The 25972-nt window shown below is 73.5% G+C and carries 22 protein-coding genes; 15 read left to right on the forward strand and 7 right to left on the reverse strand.

Features of this window, described 5'->3' with window-relative positions; translation table 11 throughout:
* Window positions 1-28 precede the first annotated feature (28 nt).
* Together O7620_RS08370 and O7620_RS08375 are read right to left on the reverse strand one after the other, a co-directional pair.
* Window positions 29-1762, reverse strand: coding sequence for a DEAD/DEAH box helicase (locus O7620_RS08370; RefSeq protein ID WP_278122574.1), 1734 nt, complete (start codon window positions 1760-1762; stop codon window positions 29-31).
* 176 nt (window positions 1763-1938) lie between these two features.
* Window positions 1939-2181, reverse strand: coding sequence for a hypothetical protein (locus O7620_RS08375; protein WP_278122575.1), 243 nt, complete (start codon window positions 2179-2181; stop codon window positions 1939-1941).
* A gap of 156 nt (window positions 2182-2337) precedes the next feature.
* Between O7620_RS08375 and O7620_RS08380 the strand changes: the two genes are divergently transcribed.
* Window positions 2338-2856, forward strand: a complete 519-nt coding sequence (locus O7620_RS08380) for a 2'-5' RNA ligase family protein (protein ID WP_278122576.1) — start codon at window positions 2338-2340, stop codon at window positions 2854-2856.
* A 12-nt stretch (window positions 2857-2868) separates the two neighbouring features.
* Here the strand turns inward: O7620_RS08380 and O7620_RS08385 are convergent, their stop codons facing one another.
* A complete protein-coding gene (locus O7620_RS08385) occupies window positions 2869-3699 on the reverse strand; it encodes a hypothetical protein (protein ID WP_278122577.1) in 831 nt (276 codons plus the stop codon).
* 191 nt (window positions 3700-3890) lie between these two features.
* Here O7620_RS08385 and O7620_RS08390 point away from each other — a divergent pair, with 191 nt between their 5' ends.
* From O7620_RS08390 to O7620_RS08400, 3 genes are read left to right on the forward strand one after another with little or no spacing between them, the layout of a single operon-like run.
* A complete protein-coding gene (locus O7620_RS08390) occupies window positions 3891-4859 on the forward strand; it encodes a DUF5715 family protein (protein ID WP_278122578.1) in 969 nt (322 codons plus the stop codon).
* 4 nt (window positions 4860-4863) lie between these two features.
* Window positions 4864-6453, forward strand: coding sequence for an asparagine synthase-related protein (locus tag O7620_RS08395; protein ID WP_278122579.1), 1590 nt, complete (start codon window positions 4864-4866; stop codon window positions 6451-6453).
* A 60-nt stretch (window positions 6454-6513) separates the two neighbouring features.
* A complete protein-coding gene (locus tag O7620_RS08400; protein WP_278122580.1) occupies window positions 6514-7344 on the forward strand; it encodes a MerR family transcriptional regulator in 831 nt (276 codons plus the stop codon).
* 4 nt (window positions 7345-7348) lie between these two features.
* Here the strand turns inward: O7620_RS08400 and O7620_RS08405 are convergent, their stop codons facing one another.
* Window positions 7349-8560: an SLC13 family permease gene (locus O7620_RS08405; protein ID WP_278122581.1), complete on the reverse strand. Its 1212-nt coding sequence runs from the start codon at window positions 8558-8560 to the stop codon at window positions 7349-7351.
* A gap of 126 nt (window positions 8561-8686) precedes the next feature.
* Here O7620_RS08405 and O7620_RS08410 point away from each other — a divergent pair, with 126 nt between their 5' ends.
* The gene (locus O7620_RS08410; protein ID WP_278122582.1) at window positions 8687-9685 is read left to right on the forward strand and encodes a linear amide C-N hydrolase; all 999 of its coding nucleotides are present in this window, start codon (window positions 8687-8689) and stop codon (window positions 9683-9685) included.
* Between the two features lie 54 nt (window positions 9686-9739).
* Here the strand turns inward: O7620_RS08410 and O7620_RS08415 are convergent, their stop codons facing one another.
* Entirely contained in the window at window positions 9740-11188 is a 1449-nt protein-coding gene (locus O7620_RS08415) for a hypothetical protein (protein ID WP_278122583.1), read from the reverse strand.
* Between the two features lie 140 nt (window positions 11189-11328).
* Between O7620_RS08415 and O7620_RS08420 the strand changes: the two genes are divergently transcribed.
* The 4 genes from O7620_RS08420 (at window position 11329) to O7620_RS08435 (ending at window position 16572) form a co-directional block, all read left to right on the forward strand.
* Window positions 11329-12024 carry a DUF305 domain-containing protein gene (locus O7620_RS08420; RefSeq protein WP_278122584.1) on the forward strand — a complete coding sequence of 232 codons (696 nt, stop codon included), beginning with the start codon at window positions 11329-11331 and terminating at the stop codon, window positions 12022-12024.
* A gap of 43 nt (window positions 12025-12067) precedes the next feature.
* Window positions 12068-13279, forward strand: coding sequence for a sensor histidine kinase (locus O7620_RS08425; RefSeq protein WP_278122585.1), 1212 nt, complete (start codon window positions 12068-12070; stop codon window positions 13277-13279).
* Window positions 13276-13941 (forward strand): response regulator transcription factor, encoded by a 666-nt coding sequence (locus O7620_RS08430; protein ID WP_278122586.1) that lies wholly within the window; start codon window positions 13276-13278, stop codon window positions 13939-13941. Before O7620_RS08425 ends, O7620_RS08430 begins: the two co-directional genes overlap by 4 nt.
* A 147-nt stretch (window positions 13942-14088) precedes the next feature.
* Window positions 14089-16572, forward strand: a complete 2484-nt coding sequence (locus tag O7620_RS08435) for an FtsX-like permease family protein (protein ID WP_278122587.1) — start codon at window positions 14089-14091, stop codon at window positions 16570-16572.
* Window positions 16573-16656: 84 nt separating this feature from the next.
* On the opposite strand, the gene O7620_RS08440 is transcribed toward O7620_RS08435, so the two are convergent.
* Together O7620_RS08440 and O7620_RS08445 are read right to left on the reverse strand one after the other, a co-directional pair.
* A complete protein-coding gene (locus O7620_RS08440) occupies window positions 16657-17919 on the reverse strand; it encodes a nucleotide sugar dehydrogenase (RefSeq protein WP_151492749.1) in 1263 nt (420 codons plus the stop codon).
* Window positions 17920-18038: 119 nt separating this feature from the next.
* Complete coding sequence (locus O7620_RS08445) at window positions 18039-19391, reverse strand: protein kinase (RefSeq protein WP_278122588.1); 1353 nt, start codon at window positions 19389-19391, stop codon at window positions 18039-18041.
* A gap of 535 nt (window positions 19392-19926) precedes the next feature.
* Here O7620_RS08445 and O7620_RS08450 point away from each other — a divergent pair.
* The 6 genes from O7620_RS08450 (at window position 19927) to egtD (ending at window position 25961) form a co-directional block, all read left to right on the forward strand.
* Window positions 19927-20604: an RNA polymerase sigma factor gene (locus O7620_RS08450; RefSeq protein ID WP_151492748.1), complete on the forward strand. Its 678-nt coding sequence runs from the start codon at window positions 19927-19929 to the stop codon at window positions 20602-20604.
* On the forward strand, window positions 20597-21436 hold the full coding sequence (locus O7620_RS08455; protein WP_278122589.1) for a hypothetical protein: 840 nt from the start codon (window positions 20597-20599) through the stop codon (window positions 21434-21436). Before O7620_RS08450 ends, O7620_RS08455 begins: the two co-directional genes overlap by 8 nt.
* A 152-nt stretch (window positions 21437-21588) precedes the next feature.
* Window positions 21589-22824, forward strand: coding sequence for an ergothioneine biosynthesis glutamate--cysteine ligase EgtA (gene egtA / locus O7620_RS08460; protein ID WP_278122590.1), 1236 nt, complete (start codon window positions 21589-21591; stop codon window positions 22822-22824).
* Window positions 22821-24158, forward strand: a complete 1338-nt coding sequence (gene egtB / locus O7620_RS08465) for an ergothioneine biosynthesis protein EgtB (RefSeq protein ID WP_278122591.1) — start codon at window positions 22821-22823, stop codon at window positions 24156-24158. The genes egtA and egtB overlap by 4 nt, the downstream gene beginning before the upstream one ends.
* Window positions 24159-24198: 40 nt before the next feature.
* On the forward strand, window positions 24199-24945 hold the full coding sequence (gene egtC / locus O7620_RS08470) for an ergothioneine biosynthesis protein EgtC (RefSeq protein WP_151492351.1): 747 nt from the start codon (window positions 24199-24201) through the stop codon (window positions 24943-24945).
* Window positions 24946-24995: 50 nt separating this feature from the next.
* Complete coding sequence (egtD, locus tag O7620_RS08475; protein ID WP_278122592.1) at window positions 24996-25961, forward strand: L-histidine N(alpha)-methyltransferase; 966 nt, start codon at window positions 24996-24998, stop codon at window positions 25959-25961.
* Window positions 25962-25972: the final 11 nt, after the last annotated feature.

The following is a 25972-nucleotide window of genomic DNA, read 5'->3' on the forward strand; positions in this document are numbered from 1 at the left end:
CGTACCCCGGCGGTCGCCGGCGGCGTGCTCAGCGCTGGTCGCCACCGCGGTCGCGACGCACCGTGGCCTTGCGGCCCTTGATCGTGCTGGAGCGCAACCCGGAGATCACCTCGTCGGCCACCCCCTGCGGCACCTCCACCAGCGAGAACCGGTCGGCGATCTCGATCGAGCCGATGTCCCGGCCGCGGATCCCGGTCTCCCCGGTGATGGCGCCGACCAGGTCCTGCGGGCGTACGCCGGCACGTCGGCCCAGGCCGACGAAGACCTGGACGGTGTTGCCGCCGGCCGACCGCGGCCGCCCTCCGCCGCGCCGGTCGCCGCCCCGGCCGCCGGTCTCCGGTCGACCCTCGCGCGGCCCGCGTACCGGCGCCTGCGGGATCTCCTCCTCGTCGTCGGAGCCCGGCGACGTCACCTCGTGTGCCAGCTTCACGGCGGCGAGCGCGACCTCCATCAGGTCGAACTCGTCGGTCAGCGTCTCCACGATCACCCGGAACGGGTCCAGGTCGTCCTCCAGCAGGCTCTCCCGCAGCGCCGCCTGGGTCAGCTCCAGCCGACGGGTACGCATGTCCGCCACGGTGGGAATCTTGTCGATGGTGATCCGCTGGCCGGTCACCCGCTCGATGGTCTTGAGCATCCGGTGTTCGCGCGGCTCGGCGAGGGTGATCGCCACACCCTCCCGCCCGGCCCGGCCCACCCGGCCGATGCGGTGCACGTACGACTCCGGGGCCGACGGCACGTCGTAGTTGACCACGTGGGTGAGCTGCTCGACGTCCAGCCCGCGGGCCGCAACGTCGGTGGCCACCAGCAGGTCGGCGGTGCCGGCGCGCAGCCGGCCCATCACCCGGTCGCGCTGCTCCTGGCTCATCCCGCCGTGCAGCGCCTCGGAACGGTAGCCCCGGCCGTTCATCGTCTCGGTCAGCCGGTCCACCTCCTCCCGGCTGCGGCAGAAGACGATCGCGGCGGTCGGCGACTCGACGTCCAGAACCCGGCCCAGCGCGGCCGGTTTGTGCGCCCGCGTCACGATGTACGCGCTCTGCCGCACCCGGGGCGCCTCACCGGCGACCGTCTGCTCCCGGCCGATCTCGATCCGGACCGGCTCGCGCAGGTGCTGGCGGGCCATCCCGTCGATCCGCGACGGCATGGTTGCCGAGAAGAGCACCGTCTGGCGCTGTGCCGGGGCGTGCTCCAGGATCGCCTCGATGTCCTCGGCGAAGCCCATGTCGAGCATCTCGTCGGCCTCGTCGAGCACCACCGTGGCCAGGCCACCGAGACGCAGGGTGCCCCGCGCGATGTGGTCGAGGGCTCGACCCGGGGTGGCCACCACCACGTCCACGCCGCTGTCGAGGGCCCGCAGCTGCCGCCCGATCGGCTGCCCCCCGTAGATCGGCAGCACCCGCGCACCCAGGTCCTTGCCGTAGCGGTGGAACGCCTCGGACACCTGCACCGCCAGCTCCCGCGTCGGCACCAGCACCAGCGCCACCGGGTCCCCACCGTCACGGTGCGCCACCATCCGGTGCAGCAGCGGCAGCGCGAACGCCGCCGTCTTGCCGGTGCCGGTGGCCGCCTGACCCAGCAGGTCCCGGCCGTCCAGCAGCGGCGGGATGGCCTCCCGCTGGATGGGGGTCGGCTCCTCGTAACCGAGGGCGGCCAGGGCGCCCAGCAGTTCGGCGCGCAACCCGAGCTCCGTGAAGGCGTTCGCCTCGTCGGTGCCGTCGGGGGTGGTGTCGGTCGGTGCGTCGTGCTGTGCAGGTGCGGAACTCATGGGTCAAGCCTTTCATCACGCCGTCGGGGCCGCTGCGCCGACCGGCACAAGAGCGTCCCGGCCGCCCCCGGCACCCCGCACGATCCGCGCAACTTCGGTGATGGTGCTGCCTCTGTGACGCCTGAGGCAGCCCATCACCGGAACTGCGCGGATCGTGGCGGTGGTCGGCGTCCGGGTCAGGTGGTGGTCAGGATCGCCAGGATCATCCCGCCGAGGGCGGCGTCGAGCACGAGGGCGGCCACCTCCGGCCGGGCCAGTGCGCCGGCAACACCCAGGGCCGTGCCGGCCACCTCCCAGAGTGGCCCGAGCAGCACCATCCCGGCGACCATCGCCAGCGCCATCTCGGCGAGATGCCACAGCAGCCGCCGGGTGCCGTGGGAGGGCGCCGCGTCGGAGGGTGCCGACTGCGCGGTGGGCACCGACCCGACCGGCTACCGGGATCGCGCCCAGGCGACGAACCGGTCGTCGAGGTCGGCCGCCGTCGTGCCGTGGTGCTGCTCGGCGGTCTCGTCCCGCAGGGTCATCAGGTAGGCCACCACCCCTACCGCCGGAGCCGATCCCGCTAGCGTGTCGGGGTGCGCACGGTGGAACTGGTCTGCTCAGCGGGGTTGGACGCCGCGATCCGGACGGTCTGGAGTCGGTTGGCGGCCGCCAGGTTGCCCAGCCTCGCCCGCACCATTCATCCGACCAACCGGCCTCATCTGACCCTCGCCGCCGTCGACGACTTCCCGGTCGGCGTCGGACACCGCCTGGCCGAGCTGTTCGACGCCGCGCTGCCGGTGCCGGTCACGCTCGACCGGGTCGTCGTCCTCGACGGCAGCGCCCCGCTGGTCTGGCTCGTACGACCCACACCGGCGCTGACCGCGCTGCACGCCGCGGTCTGGGACGTCCTCGCCGAGGCCGCCGGGCAGCGCCCCTGGCACGCTCCGGGAGCGTGGGTGCCGCACCTCAGCCTGGCGCTGCGGTTCCGCGACGCGGACCTGCGGCTGGCCCGCGCCGTGACCGGTGGTCAGCGCCCGACGGGCTCGTTCGACGCGGCGCGCAGCTACGACGGCACGGACCGGACGGTGACCCGGCTGACCCGGCTCCGTTAGTCGGCGCGCGCGTTATCGATGCCTGTCGCACCGTGGCCATCGTCCGTGCCGAGGGGTCACGTGGTGCGGGTAGTTGCGCACCGTCTCCTCGCCCAGGTCCAGCGTCACGGTCGTCTCCGCGACGTAGTCGCCGCGCGGGGCGTCACGCAGCAGCACGCCCGCCGTGTTGCCGGTGCCGGTCAGGTCGGCGGCCCGCACCGGCCAGCGCAGCGCGCCGTCGGCCACGGTCGCCGCCGGGTCCTCGCGGACCCACTGCCAGCCGTCGTCCAGCCCGTCGCGGAACTCGTCGGAGTACGCCGGCAGCGGCGCGCCGACCCGCGGCTCGGGCACCGGCCGTCGAGCCGGCTGGTACAGCCGCGCCACGCTGACGTTGTCGAACTCGGCCGTGCCGCCGGTGGCCGTCAACCCGGGTCGGCCGGCCGCCGGGCGGTCCAGCCGCAGCGACACCACGGCGAGCTGGTCACCGAGGCGGGCGGGGCTCAGCTCGGCGGTGACCTGCTGTCCGCGTACCTCGATGGCCCGGTTGTGTCGGGTGCCCAGGTCGAGCCCGGCAGGCAGCGGCGTGCTGGCCTGGCGGCGGCCGTCGCGGGCGACCAGCCGGCCGGCGGCCGCGTCGACCCGGACCTCGACCCGGTCGCCGAGGGTGACGCCGGTGAGCCGCAGGTCGGCTTCCGCGCGCACGTCGCCGCCGACCGTGGTACGGCTGGTGAGCGCGCCGCTGCCGCCGAGTCGGCCGTCGCGGACCCGCCACTGGCCGGCGCGCTGCCAGCCGACGAGGCTCGCGCTGTCGAAGCGCTCACGGGCCGGCGGTGAGAGTCCGCGGCACTGATTCGTTGACGACATCACCACCAAAGGCGCTCTACCCGAGGCCCTCACCCCGCCGCGTTCAACCCTCGTACGCGGATCGGCGAGTGCGACCTCCCGCTCCGTTCGAGGGGAGATAGGAGGATTGTTCGGTCGGTTCCGGTCCCGATGATTACGGTGTGTTTCAGGGCGAACCACCCAGTGCCGTGACCGGAGAAAGGGACCCCGTCATGCGAGTGCCCAGCCGTAGCCCGGGCCAGCAGCCCGGTCCGCCCGTGTCGCCCACCGCCCCGAACCGACGTCGGCCCTCCGGGACCGCCCCTCGGCGCCTTCCCGCTGCCGCACCCGATCTCGCCGCCTACCGTGGCGCCGTCGCCGAGTTGCTGGTCGAGGTCGGTGCCCTGGCCGACGCGACCAGCACCCGCGCCCGGCAGGTGCTCATCGACGAGCGGCTGCGCGAACCGGCACTCGCCGCCGTCCTCGACGCCACCCCGCAGGGCCTGATCGGCGCCCGCGAGACGCTGCTGCTGGAGATGGCGCGCTACCAGCCGAACGACCGGACGTCCGCGCGTGACCTGACCGCGCTGGTCCGCATCTACCTGCTCTCCCGCATCGACGTGCTCTGGTGGCAGGACGCCCCGACCTTCGTCACCGACGACCAGGTCAACGGCAGCGCCGAACTGGTCGACCTGGAGTGGCTGCGTCGCCGGGATCTGCTGCGCTTCCGCTACCAGGAACAGCCCGCCACGATGGTGGGCCGGGCGGCGCGCGGTCTGCGGCGCCGGCTGCGACCCGACGCCGCCCCGCGCACCGCCGGGCTGCTGTTCCGCCGCGCCCGGCGCGAGGTGGTGGCGCTGCTCAACGACCTCGGACGCGAGTTCGCCGCGGCCGTGCCGTCGAGCACCCCGCCCCTGTGGGTGACCAGCCTCGTGCGCAGTACCGAGCACCAGTACCGGCTGCGCCGCCTCGGCTACGCCGCGATGCTGCCCAGCGGGCACTGCCTCGGCTACTCCGTCGACGTCGAGCTGGCCTGGTTCGAGCGGTTCGGTGCGCGCGACACCCTCGCGGAGCTGCTGCTCGCCCGGCAGGAAGCCGGCGAGATCAGCGTCATCGACGAGGGGCAGGCCTGGCATCTGTGTCTCGCGCCCACCGCCCGGCGTCGGCTGCGCCGGGCGTACGAGGCCGAGATGGGGGTCTGAGCCCATGTGCGGCATCGCGTTGAGCATCGGCCCGGAAGCCGACCCGGCGACGTTCCGGCGGATGCTCGCCGTCCTCGCACCCCGAGGCGAGGTCACCGAGACACGGGCCGAGAGTGGTCTGCTCGCCGGCACCCGCCGGCTGCGGGTCGTCGACCGCGATCGGGCGGTGCAGCCGTGGACCTCCACCGACGAACGCTGGCTGCTCTGCTTCAACGGCGAGATCTTCAACCACCCGGAGTTGCGGGCGCAGCTCACCCGGCTCGGGCAGGTGTTCCGCTCCGAGAGCGACACCGAGGTGCTGCTCGCCGCGTTCCAGCAGTGGGGCGAGGCGGCGGTGACCCGGCTGCGCGGCGAGTACGCCTTCGCCGTCGTCGAACGCGCCACCGGTCGGGTGTACCTGGCCCGCGACCCGCTCGGCGTGAAGCCGCTGTACTGGTCCCGGCGGCCCGGCTGCCTGCACCTCGCCTCCGAGGTCAAGGCGCTCGTCGGGCACCGCGCCCCGATCAGCGAGGTGCCGCCCGGGCACCACGGCTGGGCGGAGGCGGACGGACACGTCCGCCTGCGGCCGTACGTCGACCTGCTCACCATCGGCGAGGGCCTGCCGGTCATCGACGACCCGGACGAGGCCGCCCTGCTCGTCCGTGCCGCGTTGAGCGACGCCATCCGGATGCGGGTGGACACCGACCTCACCGTCGGGGTGGTCCTCTCCGGTGGGCTGGACAGCTCGCTGACCCTGCGCCAGGTACGCGACATCCACCCGGACTGTGTCGCGGTGACCGTCGGGGTGCCGGACAGCCCCGACGTGGCGTACGCGCGGCGGCTCGCCGCCGACCTCGGCGTGCCGCACGTCGTGGTCGAGCTGCGCCCGCGCGACATCCGGCTCGCCGACGTGCGCGAGGCGATCCGGATGTCGGAGCTGACCGAGTACGGCGACATCATCAACGCCGTGGTCTCGGTGCCGATCTTCCGGCGGCTGCGGGACCTGGGCATCAAGGTGGTGCTCACCGGCGACGGCTCCGACGAGTTGTTCGGCGGGTACCCGATGTACCACCAGGTCGGTCCGACCGCGGCCCGTCGGCTGTTCCTGCACCGGATCCGCAACCTGTGCCGCACCGAGTTGCAGCGGGTCGACCGGACCGCCATGGGGCACGGGGTGGAGGCGCGGGTGCCGTTCCTCGACCTCAGCGTCGTGGAGCTGGCGATGCGCCTGCCGCTGGAGCTGAAGCTGCGCCACGGGCAGGAGAAGTGGATCGTCCGGCGGGCGTTCGCCGACGTGCTGCCCGACTACATCCTGCGGCGGCCGAAGAACCCCATGTCGTACTCCTCGGGGTTGCACGAACGGGCACGGCTGTACAAGCCGCTCTTCGCCCGGCTGCACCGCGCCTTCGGCTACGACCTGTTGGAGCCGGTCCGCCGCGACTTCGACACCCTGCTCACCCGCTGCGGCAACGACCTGGACCGGGCCATCGCCGTCGGAATGAGCCGGCCCGACTACACCGTCCTGGAACACGCCCGCGATTTGGTCGGCGCGGCGAAGTGGAACGCCGCGCCGATGGTCCGCCGGCTGGTCGGCCCACGCCCGGCCCGCCCCTGAACCCGCCCCCCCGACGACGCTTGACTCTGACACCGTGTCAGGGGCGAGCGTGAGGGGACCATGTTCACCATCGGAGACTTCGCCAGACTCGGCCGGGTGTCGGTGCGGATGCTGCGCCACTACGACAGCATCGGCCTGCTCCGTCCTGCCACCGTCGATCCGCACACCGGATACCGGTTCTACCGGGCCGACCAACTGCGCCGGCTCAACCGGGTGATCGCACTCAAGGACCTGGGTCTCACCCTCGACCAGGTGCGGACGATCCTCGACGACGCCGTCGACGTGGTCGAACTGCGGGGCATGCTGCGACTGCGTCGCAGCCAACTGGCGGCGCAACTGGCCGCCGACACGGCCCGGCTCGCGGCCGTCGAGGCGAGGCTCCGGATGATCGAATCGGAGGGTCGGATGACCACCCAGGACGTCGTACTCAAGGAGATCGCGCCGGTTCGGGTCGCGGAGCTCACCGCTGTCGCGCCCAGCTACCAGACCGAGGACATCGGTCCGGTGATCCAGCCGCTCTACCCGGAGCTGTTCCGTCGACTGGCCGACGGCGGGATCACGCCGACCGGCCCGGCCATCGCCTGGTACGAACCGGCTCCCGACGATGACGGCGACGCGGTGCTGGTGCACGCCGGCGTGACCGTCGCCGCCGGGGTGTCCCCGGCCAGCGACGTCGTGGTGCGGGACCTGCCGGCGGTACGCACCGCGGCGACGATCATCCATCACGGCTCGATGGACGATGTGGAGTCGAGCATGCAGGCGCTCGCCCGGTGGATCGAGGAGAACGGTTACCGCACCGACGGATACGCTCGCGAGGTCTACCTCGAATACTCCCAGGACACCCCGGAGAAGGGCGTCACCGAGCTTCAGCTCGCCGTCGACCGAGCCTGACCGGTCAGCTCACCAGCAGCAGCGCGCCGACCGCGGCGAGCGTGCCGGTGATCGCGAGCACGGTGCTGCTCAGCACGAACCGGCGCACCGGCACGCTCACTCCGGCGGCGCGGCACCGCTCGAACCACAGCAGGGTGGCCAGCGACGCCCACGGGGCGGCCAGCGGGCCCACGTTGGTGCCGATCAGCAGGGCGAGCAGGCGGGCGTGGTCGCCGACCGGCAGCACCGACTCGCCGGCCAGGTAGGCCGGCAGGTTGTTCACCGCGTTGGCCAGCAGCGCGCCCGTGCCGCCGGCGCGCAGCGCGCCCCACGCCCCGCCGTCGACGCCGAGCAGGCCGCCCACGACATCGTCGAGCCCGTGTCGGCCGAGAGTCTGCACCACCAGGAACAGGCCGGTGACGAAGAGCAGCAGCCGTACCGGCACCAGCCCGGGGCGCAGCGTCGCGGGCGAGCGGACCACGAAGCCGAGCAGCACCAGGGCGAGCGCGACGGTGGAGGCGAGCCCGATCTCCACCCCGGCGAGGATGCCGGCGACGAAGAGCAGACAGCCGGCGAGCGCGGTGCGGTGCAGCACCGGATCGGCCGGGACGTGCCGGGCCGGCGGAACGAAGCGCCCGCCGGCCGGTCGGTCGCGCCGCCACCAGACGTACCAGAGCAGCACCATGGTGACCACCACCGCGGCGAGCTGCGGCAGCGCCATCCGCTGCGCGTACGCCAGGGGCGCCAGGCCGACCCGGTCGGCGGCGAGCAGGTTGGTCAGGTTGGACACCGGCAGCAGCAGGCTCGCGGTGTTCGCCAGCCAGACCGTGGTGACCGCGAGCGGACCCGCCGGCACGCGCAGGGTGCGGGCCAGCGCGAGCAGCACCGGGGTGAGCAGCACGGCGGTGGTGTCGAGGTTGAGCGCCAGGGTGGTCACCGTGGCCAGGCCCCCGCAGAGCAGGAACAGCGCCGCCCAACTGCCGCGCGAGGCGATGGCCAGCCGGCTGGCGAGCACGTCGAAGACACCGGCCACGGCGGTCAGCTCGGCGAGCACGATCACGGTGCCGAGGAAGAGCAGCAGCGGCAGGATCCGGTGCAGGGTGTCGGTGGTCTCGGCGCGCGGCAGCAGCCCGCTCAGCGCGCAGGCCGTGCCGACGACGGCGAGGACGACCGCCACCAGGTCGAGCGGGTGCGGACGCCAGCGCACGGTGGGCTCGGGCGGGGCTGCGGGCTTCACGTCTGACCATGCTCGCACAGCGTCCGACCCGCCGGACCGCCGCCCCCGCCCAGGTGACCGGCCCCACGGGAGGCGTGAACCACGGCGGTGGACAACCGTCGATCGGTCCCATAGCGTCCAACGAATATGCGGAGGATCCTGCCGGCCGTCACGACGGCCCTGTTGCTCGTTCTGACCTCCTGTGCCGCCTCGACGCCCCCGCAGCGCTCACGCGCCGGGGAGTCGAGCGCCACTCCGTCCGCCTCGCGCCAGGACACCGCCCAGGCCGAGCAGACGATGGCCAGTCTGCGCCGGGTCGACGACCTGCCGCTGTACGAGATGACGTACGTCGGGGCGTACGACCCGACGGTGGGCACCGACGCGGCTCCGCCCAGCCCGTTCGGCTGCTCGCTGTTCGTGGCCGCCGGTGATCCGGCCCGGCCGCTGTTCGCGCGCAACTTCGACTGGGACGCCAACCCGGCTCTGGTGCTGCGGACCGACCCGCCGGACGGCTATGCGGCCGTGTCGCTGGTCGACATCTCCCACCTCGGCGTCGGCGCGGACCCGACCGACGACCGCCGGCTGCTCAACGCGCCGCTGCTGCCCTTCGACGGGATGAACGAGCGGGGCTTAGCCGTGGGGTTGGCGGCGGACGACGCGGCGACCGCCCGCCCGCAGCCGGGCCGACCCACCGTCGGTTCGGTGCGGATCCTGCGACTGGTGCTGGACCGGGCCGCCACGGTCGACGAGGCGGTGGCCGTGTTCGGTCGGCACAACCTCGACTTCGACGGCGGCCCGCCGCTGCACTATCTGGTGGCCGACGCGACCGGCGCGTCCGCCGTGATCGAGTTCGTCGATGGGGCGATGCGGGTGGAACGGGGCACGGGCCGCTGGCAGGCGCTCACCAACGTGCCGGTCGCCGGGGTGCCCGAGCAGCGCCGCCGGGAGGACCGCCGGTACGGGCAGATCGCCGCCGCGCTGACCGACGCGGGCGCGGTGGTGGACGCCGAGGCGGCGCATCGGATCCTCACCACCGTCCGGCAGGGGCACACCCGCTGGTCGGTGACGTACGGCCTGCGCAGCGGCGAGGTCAGGCTGGTCACCGCCGCCGGTGGCGTCCGGGAGTACCGGCTGCCGATGAGCTGACGTGGCCGGGCCCGGCCCCTCGACGAGGGACCGGGCCCGGGTGGCGCCTCGGTTCTACCGGCCCAGGTAACCGGGCTGGGTCTGCACGTTCAGCTCACGGAACCGGGTCAGGTTGGCCGTCCAGGTCCGCCAGTCGTTCAGCTCCAGGACGTCCAGGCCCTTCTGGATGTCGTTGGAGTAGATGGTGCCGTTGTAGTAGTACGTCGACCAGGCGCCGCCGGTGAGGGCCTGGGTCGCGGAGAGCGGACCGCGCTCCCAGTAGGCGATCTCCTTGGGGTGGCTCGAGTCGGTGAAGTCCCACACCGAGATGCCGCCCTGATACCACGCCTGCACCATGATGTCCCGTCCGAGCACCGGGATCAGCGAGCCGTTGTGCGCCACGCAGTTCTCGGTGTCGGCGTTGGTGCGCGGGATCTTGTAGTAGCTGCGGAACTCCAGCGTCCGGGAGTTGCCGCGACCGGCGATGTCGTAGATGGCGTCCGCACCCCGGTTGGGTCCGACGGTCTCGTTGCAGGTGGCCGCCCCGCCGCCGCCCAGCTCGTCGGTGAAGACGACCTTGGTGCCGGCGTTGTTGAACGTGGCCGAGTGCCAGAAGGCGAAGTTGACCGTGTCCCGGACCTGGGTGATGACCCGGGGCGCTTCCCGGTTCTTGATGTCGAGCAGGATGCCGTCACCCATGCAGGCGCCGGCGGCCAGGTCCTTCGACGGGTACGCGGTGATGTCGTGGCAACCGGTGGTCGCCGAGCCGGTCCCGCTGCCCGGGAAGCCGCCGTCCGGGAAGAGGTTCGGCGTCGAGATGACCGACGCCTGGGTCGGCTTCTTCACCGGCACCTTGACGATGGAGATGGAGTCGTGCGGCGGCTGGCAGTCCGGGAATTCGGCCCGCGGGCTGTACGACGAGACGTACAGGTAGACGTTCTTGCGGTCCTTGCCCGGCACCAGCGTGTGGGTGTGCGACCCGCAGGCGGTCTCCACGGACTTGATGTACCGCGGGTTGGCCTTGTCGCTGATGTCGAAGATCTTGATGCCCTCCCACGACTCCTTGACGGACGCGGGCTGCGTGACGCTCGCGCACGAGTCGTCGCTGCGCGACGAGTCGGTGGACACGAACAGCAGGTTGTCGTAGACGGAGATGTCGTTCTGCGAACCCGGGCAGTTCACCTGCGAGGTGATCTTCGGGGCGCTGGGACGGGAGATGTCGTAGATGACGAACCCGTTGTAGTTGCCGGCGAAGGCGTACTTGCCCTGGAAGGCCATGTCGCTGTTGAGTGCCGCCGTGGTGTCGAACGGGGCCTGCTTGGGCAGGTTGGCGATCAGGCGCAGGTTGGGGCTGCTGCGGATCTCGTCGACGCCCGGGATGTCGCTGGCGGCGGACGCCGCCGGTGGCGCCGCCTCCTGGGCGTTGCTCGGCGTCGCGACGGCGACGCTGGTCAGCAGGAGGGCCGCGGCGGCCAGGCTGACGATCCGGAGTTGTCGAAGCCGGGGGGTGATGAGTTTGATCATCGGCGACGCCCTTCGAAAGGGGGATGGCGATGTCCGGTACCTTACCGACCCTCGGAGATCATCGATGTGACCCGGGTCACATCAATGCGGACTCGTCAATCGATAAGATCGCTGCGACCTCGACCTGAGGGGGGTGCGGCATGACCGTCCGACGTGGCCGGTTGCTGACCGTCGTCATATCGATGGCCGTGTTGGTGGTGCTGGTGGTGGTGGCCGTCCGGGCCGCCGACGACACACCCCGTCCGGCCGCCGCGCCGGCGTCGCCCACCCCGGCCTCGCCCACCCCGACCGGCCCCGAGCCGCCGCCGGTGATCGTCCCCGGCCGACCGGGGGAGGCCGCGGTCACGCGGCCCGCGCACGAGGTACGCGACGACAGCGCGCCCCGCTACAACGCACTGGACACCGTCTTCGTCCAGATGATGATCCCGCACCACCAGCAGGCGCTGGAGATGACCGAGCTGGCCGACGAGCGGGCCTCCGATCCCCGCATCCGCGCCTACGCCGACCGGATCAGGGCCGGTCAGGGCCCGGAGATCGCGGTGCTGCGCGGCTGGCTCAGCACCCGCGGCCTGCCCGCGTCGGCGCCCGGGCACGACCACGGCGGCATGCGCGGGATGCAGTCGCCCGAGGCGATGCGCCAACTGGCCGACGCGCGGGGCACCGAGTTCGACCGGCTCTTCGTGCGGATGATGAGTGACCACCACCAGGGTGCGGTGACCATGGCCACCGACCTGCTGTCGGTCGGCCTCGACCTGACCCTCAACGAGATCGCCACCTCGCTCGCGACCGAGCAGGCCGTCGAGATCGCCCGCCTGCGCGAACTCACCCCACCCTGACCGGCCGCGCCACGGGCCGCGTACCGCTCGACACGTACGCTGGGTGACCGTGAGACGCACGATGTTCGGTCGCCCGCTGCGCGGCGTCGCCTTCGACGTGGCCGTCTCCGCCGTGGTGGCGCTCGTCGGCCTGGCCTCCGCGGTGGCCCAGCCGGGCGGCTGGTGGGCCACCCTGGTCGGCGTGGGGATGGCGGCGGCGCTGCTGTTCCGCCGTACCCACCCCAGCGCGGTGACCGTGGTGGTCGCGGCACTCGCCCTGGTGCAGGTGATCGCCCAGTGGGGTCCACTCGCCTACGACGTGGCCGTCCTCATCGCCCTCTACAGCGTGGTGAAGTACGGCGAACGGCTGCGCGACGGTGTGCTCGCCGGTGCCGTCGCCGCCGTGGGCGTGCTGCTCGCCGCCGCGCAGACCCCCGGCGTCATCCAGTGGTGGGTGACCGCGCTGTGGTACGCGCTGGTCACCGGCGCGGTCTGGCTGGTCGCGCTGAACGTGCGCACCCGACGGCTCTACGTGCTCAGTCTGGAGGAGCGGGCCAGCACCCTCGAACGCGAGCGCGAGGCCGAGTCCCGGGCCGCGGTCGCCGAGGAACGCACCCGCATCGCCCGCGAGCTGCACGACGTGGTGGCGCACAGCATGGCCGTGATGATCGTCCAGGCGGACGGCGCGCGGTTCATGCTCGATCGGGACCCCGAGCAGGCCCGTACCGCCGTGAAGGTCGTTGCCGACACCGGCCGGCAGGCCCTCGAGGAGATGCGCCGGCTGGTCGGCGTCCTGCGCGACGCGGGCCCGACCGGCGCCGGCGGACCGGGGGTGCCCGCCGACCCGGAGCACCGCCGGCTGGCCCTGACCGACCTGCCCGACCTGTTGACCCGGTTCCGCGACGCCGGGCTGCGCATCGGGCACACCGTCACCGGCGAACCGCCGGTCCTGCCGCCGGGGCTGGAGCTGACCGTCTACCGGGTCGTGCAGGAGGCGCTGACCAACGCGCTCAAGCACGCCGGCGTCGGCGCCCACGTCGAGCTGACCCTCACGTACACCACCGACGCCGTCGTGGTCCGGGCCGTCGACGACGGTCGCGGCCGCCCGGTGGTCGGCCCGGCGCCGTCCGGCGGTCACGGTCTGCTCGGCATGCGCGAGCGGGCGACGGTGTACGACGGCAGCCTCACCGCCGGGCCCCGGCCGTCCGGGGGCTGGCAGCTGGAGGCCCGGCTACCGCTACCGTCGGATCCCGCAACGGAGGTGATCGCGGCATGACGATCCGCGTGGTGATCGTGGACGACCAGGCGCTGGTGCGCGCCGGGTTCCGGATGGTGCTGGACTCGCAGCCCGACCTGGAGGTGGTCGGGGAGGCCATCGACGGCGCGGACGCCCTGCGGGTGCTCGCCCGCACCGAGGCCGACGTCGTGGTGATGGACGTCCGGATGCCGACCATGGACGGGGTGGAGGCCACCCGCCGGCTCTGCGCCGACCGGCCCTCGGGGCCGCCCCGGGTGCTGGTGCTGACCACCTTCGACACCGAGGCGGACGCGTTCGCCGCGCTCCAGGCCGGGGCGAGCGGGTTCCTGCTCAAGAACGTCCCGCCGGAGGAGCTGCTGGCCGCGATCCGGGTCGTCGCCCAGGGTGACTCGGTGGTGGCGCCGTCGATCACCCGGCGGCTGCTGGACCGGTTCGCCGGGCAGCTCGGTGCCGGCCCGACCGCCGATCCCCGGCTCACGCAGCTCACCGACCGGGAGCGGGAGGTGCTGCTGCTCGTCGCACAGGGCCTGTCCAACGCGGAGATCGCCGCCCGGGTGCACGTGGCCGAGGCGACCGTGAAGACCCACGTCGGGCGGATCCTGGCGAAGCTGCACCTGCGCGACCGGGTCCAGGCGGTGGTGCTGGCGTACGAGAGCGGGCTGGTCACGCCCGGCGGATGAGCCCGCGTACGACCTGGGTCGTACCGGTCGACGGGCACACCGCGACCCGGGACGCACACAGGTCGAGCGCACAGGTGGAGATCGACTGACCGGTGCCGGCCATAGCGTCGGAGGGGTCCGATCCGCACCGCCACCGGGGAGCCCCGCATGATCCGCCTGACCCTGCGCTCGCTGCGTGCCGAGGCACTGCGCATGCTGCTCTCCGCGCTGGCCGTCGTGCTCGGCGTCGCGTTCATCGCCGGCACCCTGATCCTCGTCGACGGGATGCGCGCCGGCGCGTACGAGCGGGCCGGCACCTTCGACCGGCACACCGCCCTGGGCGTGTACGCCACCGGCACCAGCCCGCTGCCCGCTGCTCTGGTCGACCGGGTCCGGGCGGTCGACGGGGTGGCCGCCGCCGACGGCGAGCTGACCGGCACCGGCGGGGTCGTCGGCGCCGACGGCCGGCCGGTGCTCGGCTTCGCCGTGCTCGCCGCCATCCCCACCGAGCCCGCCCTGCGCTCGTACGACGTGGTCGCCGGACGGCTGCCCGACCGCGCCGGCGAGGTGGTGCTCGACGCCGAGACGGTGGCCGGGGAGGGTTTCACCCTCGGCGCGCCGGTCCGCATCGGTGGCTCCGGTGGGCAGGCCCGCCCGTACACGCTGGTCGGCACCGTCGACGTGGCCGGCACCGTGCGGGACATCGGCGGGCCGTTCATCGGTCTGGTCGGGCCGGACGCCCTCGCCGTCACCGGGGAGGCCGGCTACGGCCGGATCATGGTGGCGGCCCGGCCGGGTGTCGCGGCGGGCGCGCTCACCGAACGGGTACGCGCCGTCGCCGGCCCCGACGCCAGCGTGAAGGGTCGCCAGCAGATCCTCGACGAGGCCGTCGACGAGGCGGTCCGCAGTCTCGACCAGTTCACCATGCTGCTGCTGATCTTCGTGGCGGTCGCCGTGGTGGTGGCCGGTTTCGTCATCGCCAACACCTTCGCGATCGTGCTGGCGCAGCGCACCCGGCGGACCGCGCTGCTGCGTCTGGTCGGCGCCACCCGCGGTCAGGTCTTCCGCTCGGCGCTGCTGGAGTCGGCGGTGGTCGGGGCGGTCGCCTCCGCGCTCGGGGTGCTGCTCGGGGTGGCTCTCGCCGGCGGGATGCGGCTGCTGTTGACCCGCCTCGACGTGCCGGTCTCCGGCGGGCTGCGGGTGACCGGGTCGACGGTGCTGACCGCTCTGCTGCTGGGCACCGTGCTCACCGTGGGTGCCGCCCTGCTCCCGGCCTGGCGCGGCACCCGGGTCGCGCCGGTGGCCGCGTTGACCGACGCCGCGGTGCAGCCCAGTCGGGGCGCGGGTCGTCTCCGGCTGGTCTCCGGCGCGGTGGTGCTGGGCGCCGGGGTCGCCGCGCTGGCCGGTGCTGCCAGCGCCGGTCAACTGCTGCTGGTGGCCGCCGGCGGGGTGCTGGCCTTCTTCGGGATCGTCCTGTTCGGACCGGTGCTCGTGCCGGCGCTGGTCCGGGTGTTCGGTTGGCCGGTCCGTCGCCTGCTCGGAACGGCCGCCACCCTCGCGGTGGCCAACGCGGTCCGCAACCCGCGCCGGGTCGCCGCGACCGCCACGGCCCTCGTGATCGGAATCGGACTGGTGTCGGCGTTCGTGGTGGGTGCCCGCAGCACCAAGGACGGCATCGAACGCAGCGTGGACGCCGAGGTCGGCACCGACTTCGTGGTCAGCGGGATCGGTCAGGACCTGCCCGCCGCGCTGACCGGTGAGCTGGCCGCCCGACCCGAGCTGGGCGTGGTGCACGAACAACGCAGCACGGTGAGCGCCGACATCGAGATCCGCGCCGCCCACCCGGCGCTGGTCGGCCGGACGATCACCGGTGTGCTCGCCGGCGACGCGACCCGGCTCGGGCCGGGACGGGTGCTGGTGCACCGGGAGTTGGCCCAGTCCAACGGCTGGACGGTCGGCTCACCGGTCACCGTCGGCGGGCGCCGGTTGCAGGTGGCCGCCGTGGTCGCCGACGACCGGCCCGCCATGGTGGCCGGCGCCGCCCCCGTCGGGCACGTCATCGACATGGCCGACGAGGACTTCGCCGCGCTCTTTCCCGACCGGCACGGCTTCCTGACCGAGATCGATCCCGCCGCCGGCGTCGACGCCGACCGGGCCCGCGACGCCATCGAGGCGGTGCTGGCCGCCTACCCGACGGTCACCATGATGGACCAGGGGGCGTACAAGAAGATGCTCACCGGCACGGTCGACATGCTGCTGGCGTTCGTCACCGCGCTGCTCGGCCTGGCCGTGGTGATCGCCCTGGTCGGCGTGGCGAACACGCTGAGCCTGTCGGTGGTCGAACGGACCCGGGAGAACGCGGTGCTGCGGGCCGTCGGCATGACCCGGGCCCGGATGCGCGCCATGCTCGCCGTGGAGGCGGTGCTGATGGCGATGGTCGGCGCGGTGCTCGGCATCGGGCTGGGCACCGGGGTGAGCGCCGCCGCGATGGCGCTGCTGGATCGCCTCGGCGGGGACTTTCACGTGGTGCTGCCACTCGGCCAGCTCGGCCTCATCCTCGCCGTGGCGGTGCTGGCCGCCCTGCTCGCCTCGGTGCTGCCAGCCCGTCGGGCGCTGGCGCGGCCCGTCGTGCAGGCACTCGCCGACCAGTGACCCCCTCCGCTTGCCGCACACACGGACATCCGCTGGCCGGTCCTGCCATCTTCCTGGCGGCGGGACCGGCCAGCGGTGCCGGGTCTACAGGCGCTCGACCATCGGGCCGGTGCACCGATTGCGGGTGTCGAAGACGTAGCGGGCGTGCTCGACCACCAGGTCGTAGTCGAAGGTGTCGTGGTCGGTGACCACCACCACCGCGTCGGCGGCGCGCACCTCCCGCTCGGTCAGCCCCACCACGGTCACCCCGGCGGGGATCTGGTGGGCCTCGGCGTACGGCTCGACCGCGTGCACCTCGGCGCCGAGGTCCTGCAGCCGACGGGCCACGTCGACGGCGGGGGAGTCGCGCATGTCGCCGGTGTTCTTCTTGTACGCCAGTCCGAGCAGCAACAGCCGGGCTCCGCTGACCGCGCGGCCGCTGCGGTTCAGCCCGGCCATGATCCGTTGCGCGACGTGCTCGGGCATCTCGTGGTTGACGTCGTTGGCCAGCTCGATGAACCGGAACTGCCGGCCGAGGCGGCGCTTGACCTGCCAGGACAGATAGCACGGGTCGATCGGCAGGCAGTGCCCGCCGACACCCGGGCCGGGCCGGAACGGCAGGAAACCGAACGGCTTCGTCTCGGCGGCCTCGATCGCCTGCCAGACGTCGATGTTCAGCGGATGCGAGAGCATCGTCAACTCGTTGATCAACGCGATGTTGACCTGGCGGAACGTGTTCTCGATCAGCTTGGTCAGCTCGGCGACCCGGGTGGAGTCCACCGGCACGGTGCGCTCCACCAGGCGCCGGTAGAAGCCGTCCACCCGCGCCAGCGACGTGGGGTCGACACCGGACACCACCTTCGGCGTGTTCTCCAACCGCCAGGTCGGGTTGCCCGGGTCGATGCGTTCCGGGCTGTAACCCAGGTGGAAGTCGCCGGGGCTGTGCAGCCCGCTGGCCGACTCCAGCAGCGGACGTAGCAACTCCTCGGTGGTGCCCGGGTAGGTGGTCGACTCCAGGATCACCGTGCAGCCCGGTCGTACGTACGGGCCGATGCTCACACCGGCCTGCTCGACGAAGCTCAGGTCGGGGGTGCCGTCGCGCAGCGGGGTGGGCACGGTGATGACGCAGAAGTCGAAACCCTCGGCGTCGGTGTACTCGGAGCTGGGCCGGTAGCGGCCGCTGCCCAACGCCCGGCCCAGCCGGTCGGCGGGGATGTCCTCGACGAACGACTCGCCCGCGGCGAGCCGCTTCACCCGGTCGGTGTCGACGTCGAGGCCGACCACGTTCAGGCCCGCCTCGACGGCCCGCATGGCCAGCGGTAGCCCGACATACCCCTGGCCGATCACGACCAGCTTCTCAGCGCTCACGCTCACGCAGGCTCCCGCAGCAGACGGTGGAAATGACCTGCGGAGAGCCTAGAGGTGTATTCGGCGACGTAAGTCCGTTTTGGGGATATCGGTGCTGGTGGGTCGGCTGTGTCGCCCGCTCAGCCGCCCGGCGGTCCCTCCGGGTCCGTCGCCGGCGCGGTGGTCGGGGTGGGATCGGGCGACGGGGTGGTGGGGTCGCTCGACGGGGCATCCGTGGTCGGCGTGCTGCTCGCCGTCGTCGACGGCATCGGCGCGCCGGGCGTCTGACTCGGCTGCGTGCTCGGCGTCGTGCTCACCGTGGCCGATGGGCTGGTCCCATGGGAGCTCGGCCGGTTCGGACGCGACGGATCCGCCGTGACCTGCTCGTTCGCCGCCGGCACATCCACCTGACCGGTCGGCGCCACGGTCGGTGAGGTGGTGGGCAGCTTGACCGCCGGGGCGTCCGCATTCTCCGCCGCGCCCAGCGCCGCGATCAGGCCGGTGACCGCCACCAGTACGGTCGCCGCCGCGCCGACCAGAGCGCCCCGCCGGCCGCGCCGACGGCCCGCCGGGGCGACGGCCGCGCCGACCGGCACGTCGGTGCGGGTGCCGGGCCCGGCGTCGCGCAACGGCACGGACGCCGCCATCGCGGTGGGTGGTTCGCCGCCGGTCACCGCGGTCCGGGCCGCCTCGGCCATTGCCGCGCCACTGCTGAAGCGGTCCAGTGGATCCTTGGCCAGAGCCCGCGAGACCAGGGCGCGGACCGCCTCCGGGATCTCGTGCGGCAGCTCCGGCGGCTCGTCGTCCAGGTGCCGGACGGCGACCTGGAGCGGATTGTCGCCGGTGAACGGTGGGCCGCCGGTGAGGCAGCAGTAGGCGACGGCGCCCAGCGCGTAGATGTCCGTGGCCCCGCTGACCGGCCGGCCGGCGGCCTGCTCGGGTGCCATGTAGAGCGCGGTGCCGGGCACCGCGTTGGTGCTGGTGATGCTGGTGACATTGGTGGAGCGGGCGACGCCGAAGTCGACCAGGACGACCGTGCCGTCCTCCTGCACCAGCAGGTTGCTGGGCTTGACGTCGCGGTGCACGATGCCGCCGAGGTGGGCCGCGTTCAGCGCGTGGGCCGCCTGGGCCACGATCGACATCGTCTCGGACACGTCGAGCCGGCCGGCCGCCTCGATCCGCTTGGACAGCGGCTCGCCGTCGACGAACTCCATAACCAGGTAGTCGGCCCGGCCGCCGTCGGGCAGGTCGTCCTCGCCGCAGTCGTAGACCTGCACGATGCCCGGGTGCCGAAGGGCCGCCATGATCCGCGCCTCGGCGCGGAACCGGGCGATGAAGTCGGGATCGGAGACCAACGCCGGCAGCAGGACCTTGACCGCGACCTGCCGGCCGAGGACCAGGTCCGAGGCACGCCAGACGTCGCCCATGCCGCCGGTGGCGACACGTTCGTCCAGGCGGTACCGACCGCTGAGCACGACCTCCGATGACAACACAGCATTACCGTACCTAGAGTGGCGCGGAACGGCGCGCTGCGGCCGACCCACCGGACGGCCCGCACCGCCGCCCCTTCCGGTCTGACCTTCATCGACATCGTCGCTCTGTGACGGGCCGACAGCTCGCCGTGACGAAACCCGACGCATTCGCGCGACGTGTCCCCGAGCGAGGCTCACCAACAACCGCGGGCACGGTAAGCGTCACCTGGTCACCGCCCGTTACGACGACGCGCCGGCCGGACGGTTTGATAATTGTCACTCTTCCGTGACGCGATGCCGACTTGTCGCCCGGTTGGTCCGCTCCTAGCGTTGGCGCGGCTCGGGCCCCGCCCGGTGGCCCCGACGGGTCGACACGTCGAGAGCCGACCGTCGCGGCGCTGGCCCAGACCCCCGTCCCGGCCAGTGCGGTCGCGGGCGTAATCTGATCAACTTCGGTGGAGGGCGGTGTGGTGCGGGAGCTGGTCGGGCCGTCGCATCGCGCCACGTCGGGTGCTCCGACGCCGCAGCCCAGGGCCGGGCGTCCCGCGGGCCGTCGATGACCCACGAACTGACCGAGGCGGTCACCGCGGCGCAGGCCGGCGACGAGGACGCGTTCCGCTTCCTGTACCGCACCCTGCAGCCGGGCCTGCTGCGCTACCTGACCGCCCTGGTCGGCGGGGACGCCGAGGACGTCGCGTCGGAAACCTGGCTGCAGATCTCCCGTGACCTGCCCACCTTCACCGGCGGGGAGTTCCGGGCCTGGACCGTCACCATCGCCCGCAACCGGGCGATGGACCACCTGCGGAAGCTGCGCCGCCGACCGTCGCTGCCGGTTCCGGTGCAGGCGCTCGCCGATCTGGCCAGCGACGCGGACACCGCCGAGCGGGCCGGCGAGACGATCGGCACCGAGGCAGCCCTGGCGCTGATCTCCACCCTGCCGCCCCGCGAGGCCGAGGCTGTCCTGCTCCGGGCGGTGATCGGCCTGGACGCGGAATCGGCCGGTCAGGTGCTCGGTCGCCGTGCCGGCGCCGTCCGGACCGCCGCCCACCGGGGCCTGCGCCGGCTCGCGGCCCTCCTGGAACGGCCGGCCGAGCCCAGCACGCCCACCGTCGACGCCGACCCGCCGGTCGGAGCCGAGGGCGCGGCGCCGACCGGCGAGGCGGCCGCGCGGCCGCCCCGTCCGCGCGGCGGCCGGTCCCCTCGGACGTCACACGCCGAGCCGGCGGATGGCTGACGTGAAGGGATTCCGGATGAACCCGAACCGGCCGGACCGGCGGGCCGACCGCGCCGAGATCGAACGGCTGCTCGACGCGGCCCGCGCCGCCGCGCCCACCGACCCGACGCCGACCACGGAGCAGCTCCGCTCGGCGATCCCCGCCGACCCGGCCACCGCGATCCACGCCGGCGACCCGGGTGACCCGCTCGCCCGGCTGCTTGCCGCCGCCGCCGCTCCGGCCCGCCCCGGTGAGCTGGCCGGCGAGCAGGCGGCACTGGCCGCGTTCCGGGCCGCCCGGGCCGACCCGCGGCCCGCCGCGGCCCACCGCTCGCGCCGCCGCCGGTTGACCACCGGCGCGGTGGCCTGGATCGGCGCGCTGGCGGCCACCGCCACGGCGGGCGCCGCCTTCGCCGCCGTCACCCTGGACCGGGCGCCCGACCCGGCGCCCCCGGTGCCGAGCAGCCCCCGGCCCAGCCCCACCGACGCCGGCGCGAGCCCGTCCGGCGACCGCGGTGCCGAGTCCACCCGGGAGGTGACCGGCACGGCGTCGGCGGCCGGCCCCACACCGGCCGGCACAACACCGGCCGGGTCGGCCCCCGCCGGCCAGCTGACCGGGCTGTGCCGTGCCTGGCAGGCCAAGAAGCCGCAACAGCGGGAGCAGGCCCTGCGGACCCCGGCCTTCGCGCAGCTGGTGACCGCCGCGGGTGGCGTAGGCCAGGTCGGCGCGTACTGCCAGCGGCTGGTGCCCGGGCCGACGCCGACGCCGTCGTCCACCCTGTCGCCGACCCCGACCCGGTCGGCGAAGGTCAAGCCGTCGCACTCGGCGAAGGGCCGGCCCACCGGGGACTGACCCGTCGCGGCCCGGTTCCGCCCTGCGCCGGGGAAATTCGTCTGTTAGACAGAGGTTGGAGGCGCCGTGGACGCCTCCCGACGGTGTCGGGGGGCGGGTTTACGGTGGCACAGTGTCCCGAAGCCGGCTCACGGAAAAGGGGGCCCCGACCGGTGGTGACGTCACCCGAACTGGACCGCAGCGCGATTCTGCGCGAGTCCGCAGCCGCAGTCCGGCACCTCGCCCGGATCTGCTTCAAGACCGGCCCACCCACGCACACCGGCGTCGAACTGGAATGGACCGTGCACGACGCCGCCGATCCCGCCCGACCGGTCGCCCCGACGCGACTGCGGGCGGCGCTGGGGCGGCACAGCCCCGTCACCCTGGACGCGACCAGCTCGGCCGAGCCGCTGCGACACGGCGGCACGGTGACGTTGGAACCGGGTGGCCAGCTCGAAATCTCCACCCCGCCGCGCTCCTCGACCGGCACGCTGATCGAGGCCACCGAGGCCGACATCGCCCAGGTCACCGACCTGCTGGCCGCCGCCGGGCTGGTCCTCGGCCGCAGCGGCATCGACCCGCACCGACGGCCCCGCCCGGTGGTGGAAACTCCCCGTTACCGCGCCATGCGCGGCGCCTTCGACCGGCGCGGTCCGGCCGGCCGGACGATGATGTACAGCACCGCCGGCCTGCAGGTCTGCCTCGACGCCGGCGAACCGGACCAGGTCGCCGCGCGGTGGGCCGCCGCCCACGCGGTCGGCCCGCCGCTGCTCGCGGCGTTCGCCTCCGCCAGCCGGCACGCCGGGCGTCGCACCGGCTGGGCCTCCGCCCGGATGGCAGCCTGGCTGGCCATCGATCCGGCCCGCACCCGCCCGGTCTGGACCGCCGGCACCGCCGCCGACGACCCGACCGACACCTGGATCCGGTACGTGCTCGCCGCGCCGTTGCTCTGCCTGCGCCGGCACGGGCCGGACTGGGCCGCCCCGCCCGGGGTCACCTTCGCCGACTGGCTCGATGGCGCGTTGCCCCGCCCACCCACCACCGACGACCTCGACTACCACGTCAGCACCCTCTTCCCACCGGTACGCCCACGCGGCTACCTCGAGTTGCGCTACCTGGACGCCCAGCCCGGCGCGGACTGGCGGCTTCCGCTGGCGGTGCTGACCGCCCTGTTCGCCGATCCGGGCACGGTGCGTGCGGCGTACACGATCGCCGCGCCGGTGGCGCACCGCTGGTCGACGGCCGCTCGGCACGGGCTGGCCGACGCGGCGCTGGGCACCGCCGCGACAGGGCTGCTCGACCTGGCCCTGACCGGGCTGCCCCGGCTGGACCTGCCAGCCGACACCCACGACGACATCGCACGAGGCATTCGGCGGCGGCTCTCCGCCGCGGAGAGGGGAGACCGGTGACCGCGAGCACGACGGGACACACCGACGGGGAGCGGCTGCGCGGCCGGATCGCCGCGGAGCTGGCGCGGGCCCGCTCCCGGACCACGCTGCTGACCGAGGCGGTCGACGACGCCGACCTGATGCGCCAGCACTCGCCGCTGATGTCGCCGCTGGTCTGGGACCTGGCGCACGTCGGCAACCAGGAGGAGCTCTGGCTGGTCCGGGACGTCGGGGGCCGCGAGCCGGTCCGGCGCGACATCGACGAGCTGTACGACGCGTTCAAGCAGCCCCGCCGCGACCGCCCCGCGCTGCCCCTGCTGCCCCCCGCGGAGGCCCGCGCCTACCTGGGCACCGTCCGCGACAAGGTGCACGACCTGCTCGACGCGGTGCGGTTCACCGAGCGTCCGCTGGTCGCCGACGGCTTCGCCTTCGGGATGATCGTCCAGCACGAGCAGCAGCACGACGAGACGATGCTCGCCACCCACCAGCTGCGGGCGGGGTCGGCGGTGCTGCACGCCCCGGCGCCGCCCGAGCCGACCGCCAGCGTCAGCGGCGAGGTGCTGGTCCCGGCCGGTGCGTTCACCATGGGCACCGACACCGACCCGTGGGCTCTGGACAACGAGCGTCCCGCCCACCGTGTCGACCTGCCGGCGTACGTCATCGACGCCGCGCCGGTCACCAACGGTCAGTACGAGGCGTTCATCGCCGACGGCGGCTACACCGACCCGCGCTGGTGGAGCCCGGCCGGCTGGGCGCACCGGGTCCAGGAGCGGCTCGACGCCCCGATGCACTGGCACCGCGACGGCGACGGCTGGTCGTACCGGCGTTTCGGCCGGTGGGACCGCGTCCGTCCGGACGAGCCGGTGGTGCACGTGTGCTTCTACGAGGCCCAGGCGTACGCGGCGTGGGCCGGCAAACGGCTGCCGACCGAGGCGGAGTGGGAGAAGGCGGCCCGCTGGGATCCGGCGACCGGCCGGTCCCGCCGCTTCCCGTGGGGCGACGACGACCCGACCGAGGCGCACGCCAACCTCGATCAACGTCACCTGCGGCCGGCCCCGGTGGGCGCGTACCCGGCGGGCGCCTCACCGCTGGGCGTGCACCAGCTGATCGGCGACGTCTGGGAGTGGACGTCGACGACCTTCCGGGGGCATCCGGGCTTCACCGCGTTCCCCTACCGGGAGTACTCCGAGGTCTTCTTCGGCGACGACTACCGGGTGTTGCGCGGCGGCTCGTTCGGCACGGACCGGTCGGCCTGCCGGGGCACCTTCCGCAACTGGGACTATCCGATCCGCCGGCAGATCTTCAGCGGCTTTCGGTGTGCCCGAGACGCCCGGCCGGATGAGTCGCACCGGTGAGCCGCCCCGCGTCCGGCCCGCCGGTGGGTGGGGTTCGCTGATGTGTCGTCACCTGGCCTACCTGGGTCCGCCGGTCACCCTGGCCGAGCTGCTGTTCGACCCCGTGTACTCGTTGGCGCGCCAGTCCTGGGCGCCGCGCGACATGCGCGGCGGCGGCACGATCAACGCGGACGGTTTCGGTGTCGGCTGGTATCCGGGCGACGGCGAGCCGGTGCGGTACCGGCGGGCCCAGCCGATCTGGAGTGATCCGACGATCGCGGATCTCGCGGCGGTGACCCGTGCGGGCGCCGTTCTCGCGGCGGTCCGTTCGGCCACCGTCGGGATGGCGGTGCTCGACGGCGCCGCCGCGCCGTTCGCCCAGGGCCGGTGGCTGTTCAGTCACAACGGTGTCATCCGTGGTTGGCCGGACGCCGTGGTGCCGCTCGCCGCCACGCTGCCGGTGCGCGACCTGCTGACCCTGGACGCCGCCACCGACTCGGCGCTGCTCTGGGCGCTGGTGCGGCATCGGCTGCGCGCCGGCGACGACCCGGCGGAGGCGGTCGCCCGGACGGTGGCCGAGGTCGCCGCGGCGGCACCGGGGTCGCGGTTGAACCTGCTGCTCACCGACGGGCGGCGGGTGGTGGCCAGCGCGGCCGGGCACGCGCTGTCGGTGCGCGCGGCGCAGGGCTCGGTGCTGGTGGCCTCCGAGCCGCACGACGACGACCCGGGATGGCGGCCGGTGCCCGAGGGGCACCTGGTCGTCGCCACCGTGAACGAGGTGCGGGTACGCCCACTGCCGACCCGGTGAGCCGCACCGGTCGGGCATGCGAGTGTGGACTGAGCAGAGAGGCAGGGCCGATGACCGCGGAACCGTTGGAGATCTACCTTGAGCAGCAGGACGTGGAGCGTGGCCTGCGCGAGGACGTCCGGGCGGGGTTGACCGCCGAGGCGAAGTGGCTGCCGCCGAAATGGTTCTACGACTCGCGGGGCAGTGAGCTGTTCGAGGAGATCACCCGCCTGCCCGAGTACTACCCGACCCGGGCCGAGCGGACGGTGCTGGCCGAACACGCTTCCGACATCGCGGCGTTGACCGGCGCCAAGACCCTGATCGAGTTGGGCTCCGGCTCGTCGGAGAAGACCCGGTTGTTGTTGGACGCGTTCACCCGCCGGGGCGGGCTGGGCACGTTCGTCCCGCTCGACGTGTCGGTGAGCGCGCTGCTGGGGTCCACCGCGCAGATCGCCGCCGACTATCCGGGCCTGCGGGTGCGGGGCATCGTGGGCGACTTCACCCGCCAGCTCGACCGGTTGCCGACCGGTGGCCGGCGGCTGGTGGTGTTCCTCGGTGGCACGATCGGCAACCTGCTGCCGGCCGAGCGGGCCGAGTTCCTGAGCGCCATGCGTTCCGCGCTGGAGGTCGGGGACTGGCTGCTGCTCGGCACCGACCTGGTCAAGGATCCGTCGGTGATCGTGCCCGCGTACGACGACGCGGCCGGGGTGACGGCCGAGTTCAACCGCAACGTGCTGCGCGTGATCAACCGGGAGTTGGGCGCCGACTTCGACCCGGCCGCGTTCGAGCACGTCGCCCTCTGGGACCCGGACCACGAGTGGATCGAGATGCGGTTGCGCGCGACCCGGCCGATGAGTGTGCGGGTGCTGGACCTGACCGTGGACTTCGCGGCGGGGGAGGAGTTGCGCACCGAGGTGTCGGCGAAGTTCCGTCCGGCGGGCATCGCCGCGGAGCTGGGTACGGCGGGCTTCACCGTGGCGGAGTTCTGGACCGACCCGGACGGGCTGTTCGGGGTCACGCTGGCCCGGGCTCGGTGAGCCTGTTCACC

Origin of the sequence: Micromonospora sp. WMMD710 (assembly GCF_029626045.1) — a bacterium.
Taxonomy (GTDB): domain Bacteria; phylum Actinomycetota; class Actinomycetes; order Mycobacteriales; family Micromonosporaceae; genus Micromonospora.

Excerpts from the sequence above, each read along its gene's own strand:
- O7620_RS08370 (WP_278122574.1), bottom strand. The coding sequence starts at position 1,762 with ATGAGTTCCGCACCTGCACAGCACGACGCACCGACCGACACCACCCCC.
- O7620_RS08385 (WP_278122577.1), bottom strand. The coding sequence starts at position 3,699 with ATGTCGTCAACGAATCAGTGCCGCGGACTCTCACCGCCGGCCCGTGAG.
- O7620_RS08390 (WP_278122578.1), top strand. The coding sequence starts at position 3,891 with ATGCGAGTGCCCAGCCGTAGCCCGGGCCAGCAGCCCGGTCCGCCCGTG.
- O7620_RS08395 (WP_278122579.1), top strand. The coding sequence starts at position 4,864 with ATGTGCGGCATCGCGTTGAGCATCGGCCCGGAAGCCGACCCGGCGACG.
- O7620_RS08400 (WP_278122580.1), top strand. The coding sequence starts at position 6,514 with ATGTTCACCATCGGAGACTTCGCCAGACTCGGCCGGGTGTCGGTGCGG.
- O7620_RS08410 (WP_278122582.1), top strand. The coding sequence starts at position 8,687 with ATGCGGAGGATCCTGCCGGCCGTCACGACGGCCCTGTTGCTCGTTCTG.
- O7620_RS08415 (WP_278122583.1), bottom strand. The coding sequence starts at position 11,188 with ATGATCAAACTCATCACCCCCCGGCTTCGACAACTCCGGATCGTCAGC.
- O7620_RS08420 (WP_278122584.1), top strand. The coding sequence starts at position 11,329 with ATGACCGTCCGACGTGGCCGGTTGCTGACCGTCGTCATATCGATGGCC.
- O7620_RS08430 (WP_278122586.1), top strand. The coding sequence starts at position 13,276 with ATGACGATCCGCGTGGTGATCGTGGACGACCAGGCGCTGGTGCGCGCC.
- O7620_RS08435 (WP_278122587.1), top strand. The coding sequence starts at position 14,089 with ATGATCCGCCTGACCCTGCGCTCGCTGCGTGCCGAGGCACTGCGCATG.
- O7620_RS08450 (WP_151492748.1), top strand. The coding sequence starts at position 19,927 with ATGACCCACGAACTGACCGAGGCGGTCACCGCGGCGCAGGCCGGCGAC.
- O7620_RS08455 (WP_278122589.1), top strand. The coding sequence starts at position 20,597 with ATGGCTGACGTGAAGGGATTCCGGATGAACCCGAACCGGCCGGACCGG.
- egtC (WP_151492351.1), top strand. The coding sequence starts at position 24,199 with ATGTGTCGTCACCTGGCCTACCTGGGTCCGCCGGTCACCCTGGCCGAG.
- egtD (WP_278122592.1), top strand. The coding sequence starts at position 24,996 with ATGACCGCGGAACCGTTGGAGATCTACCTTGAGCAGCAGGACGTGGAG.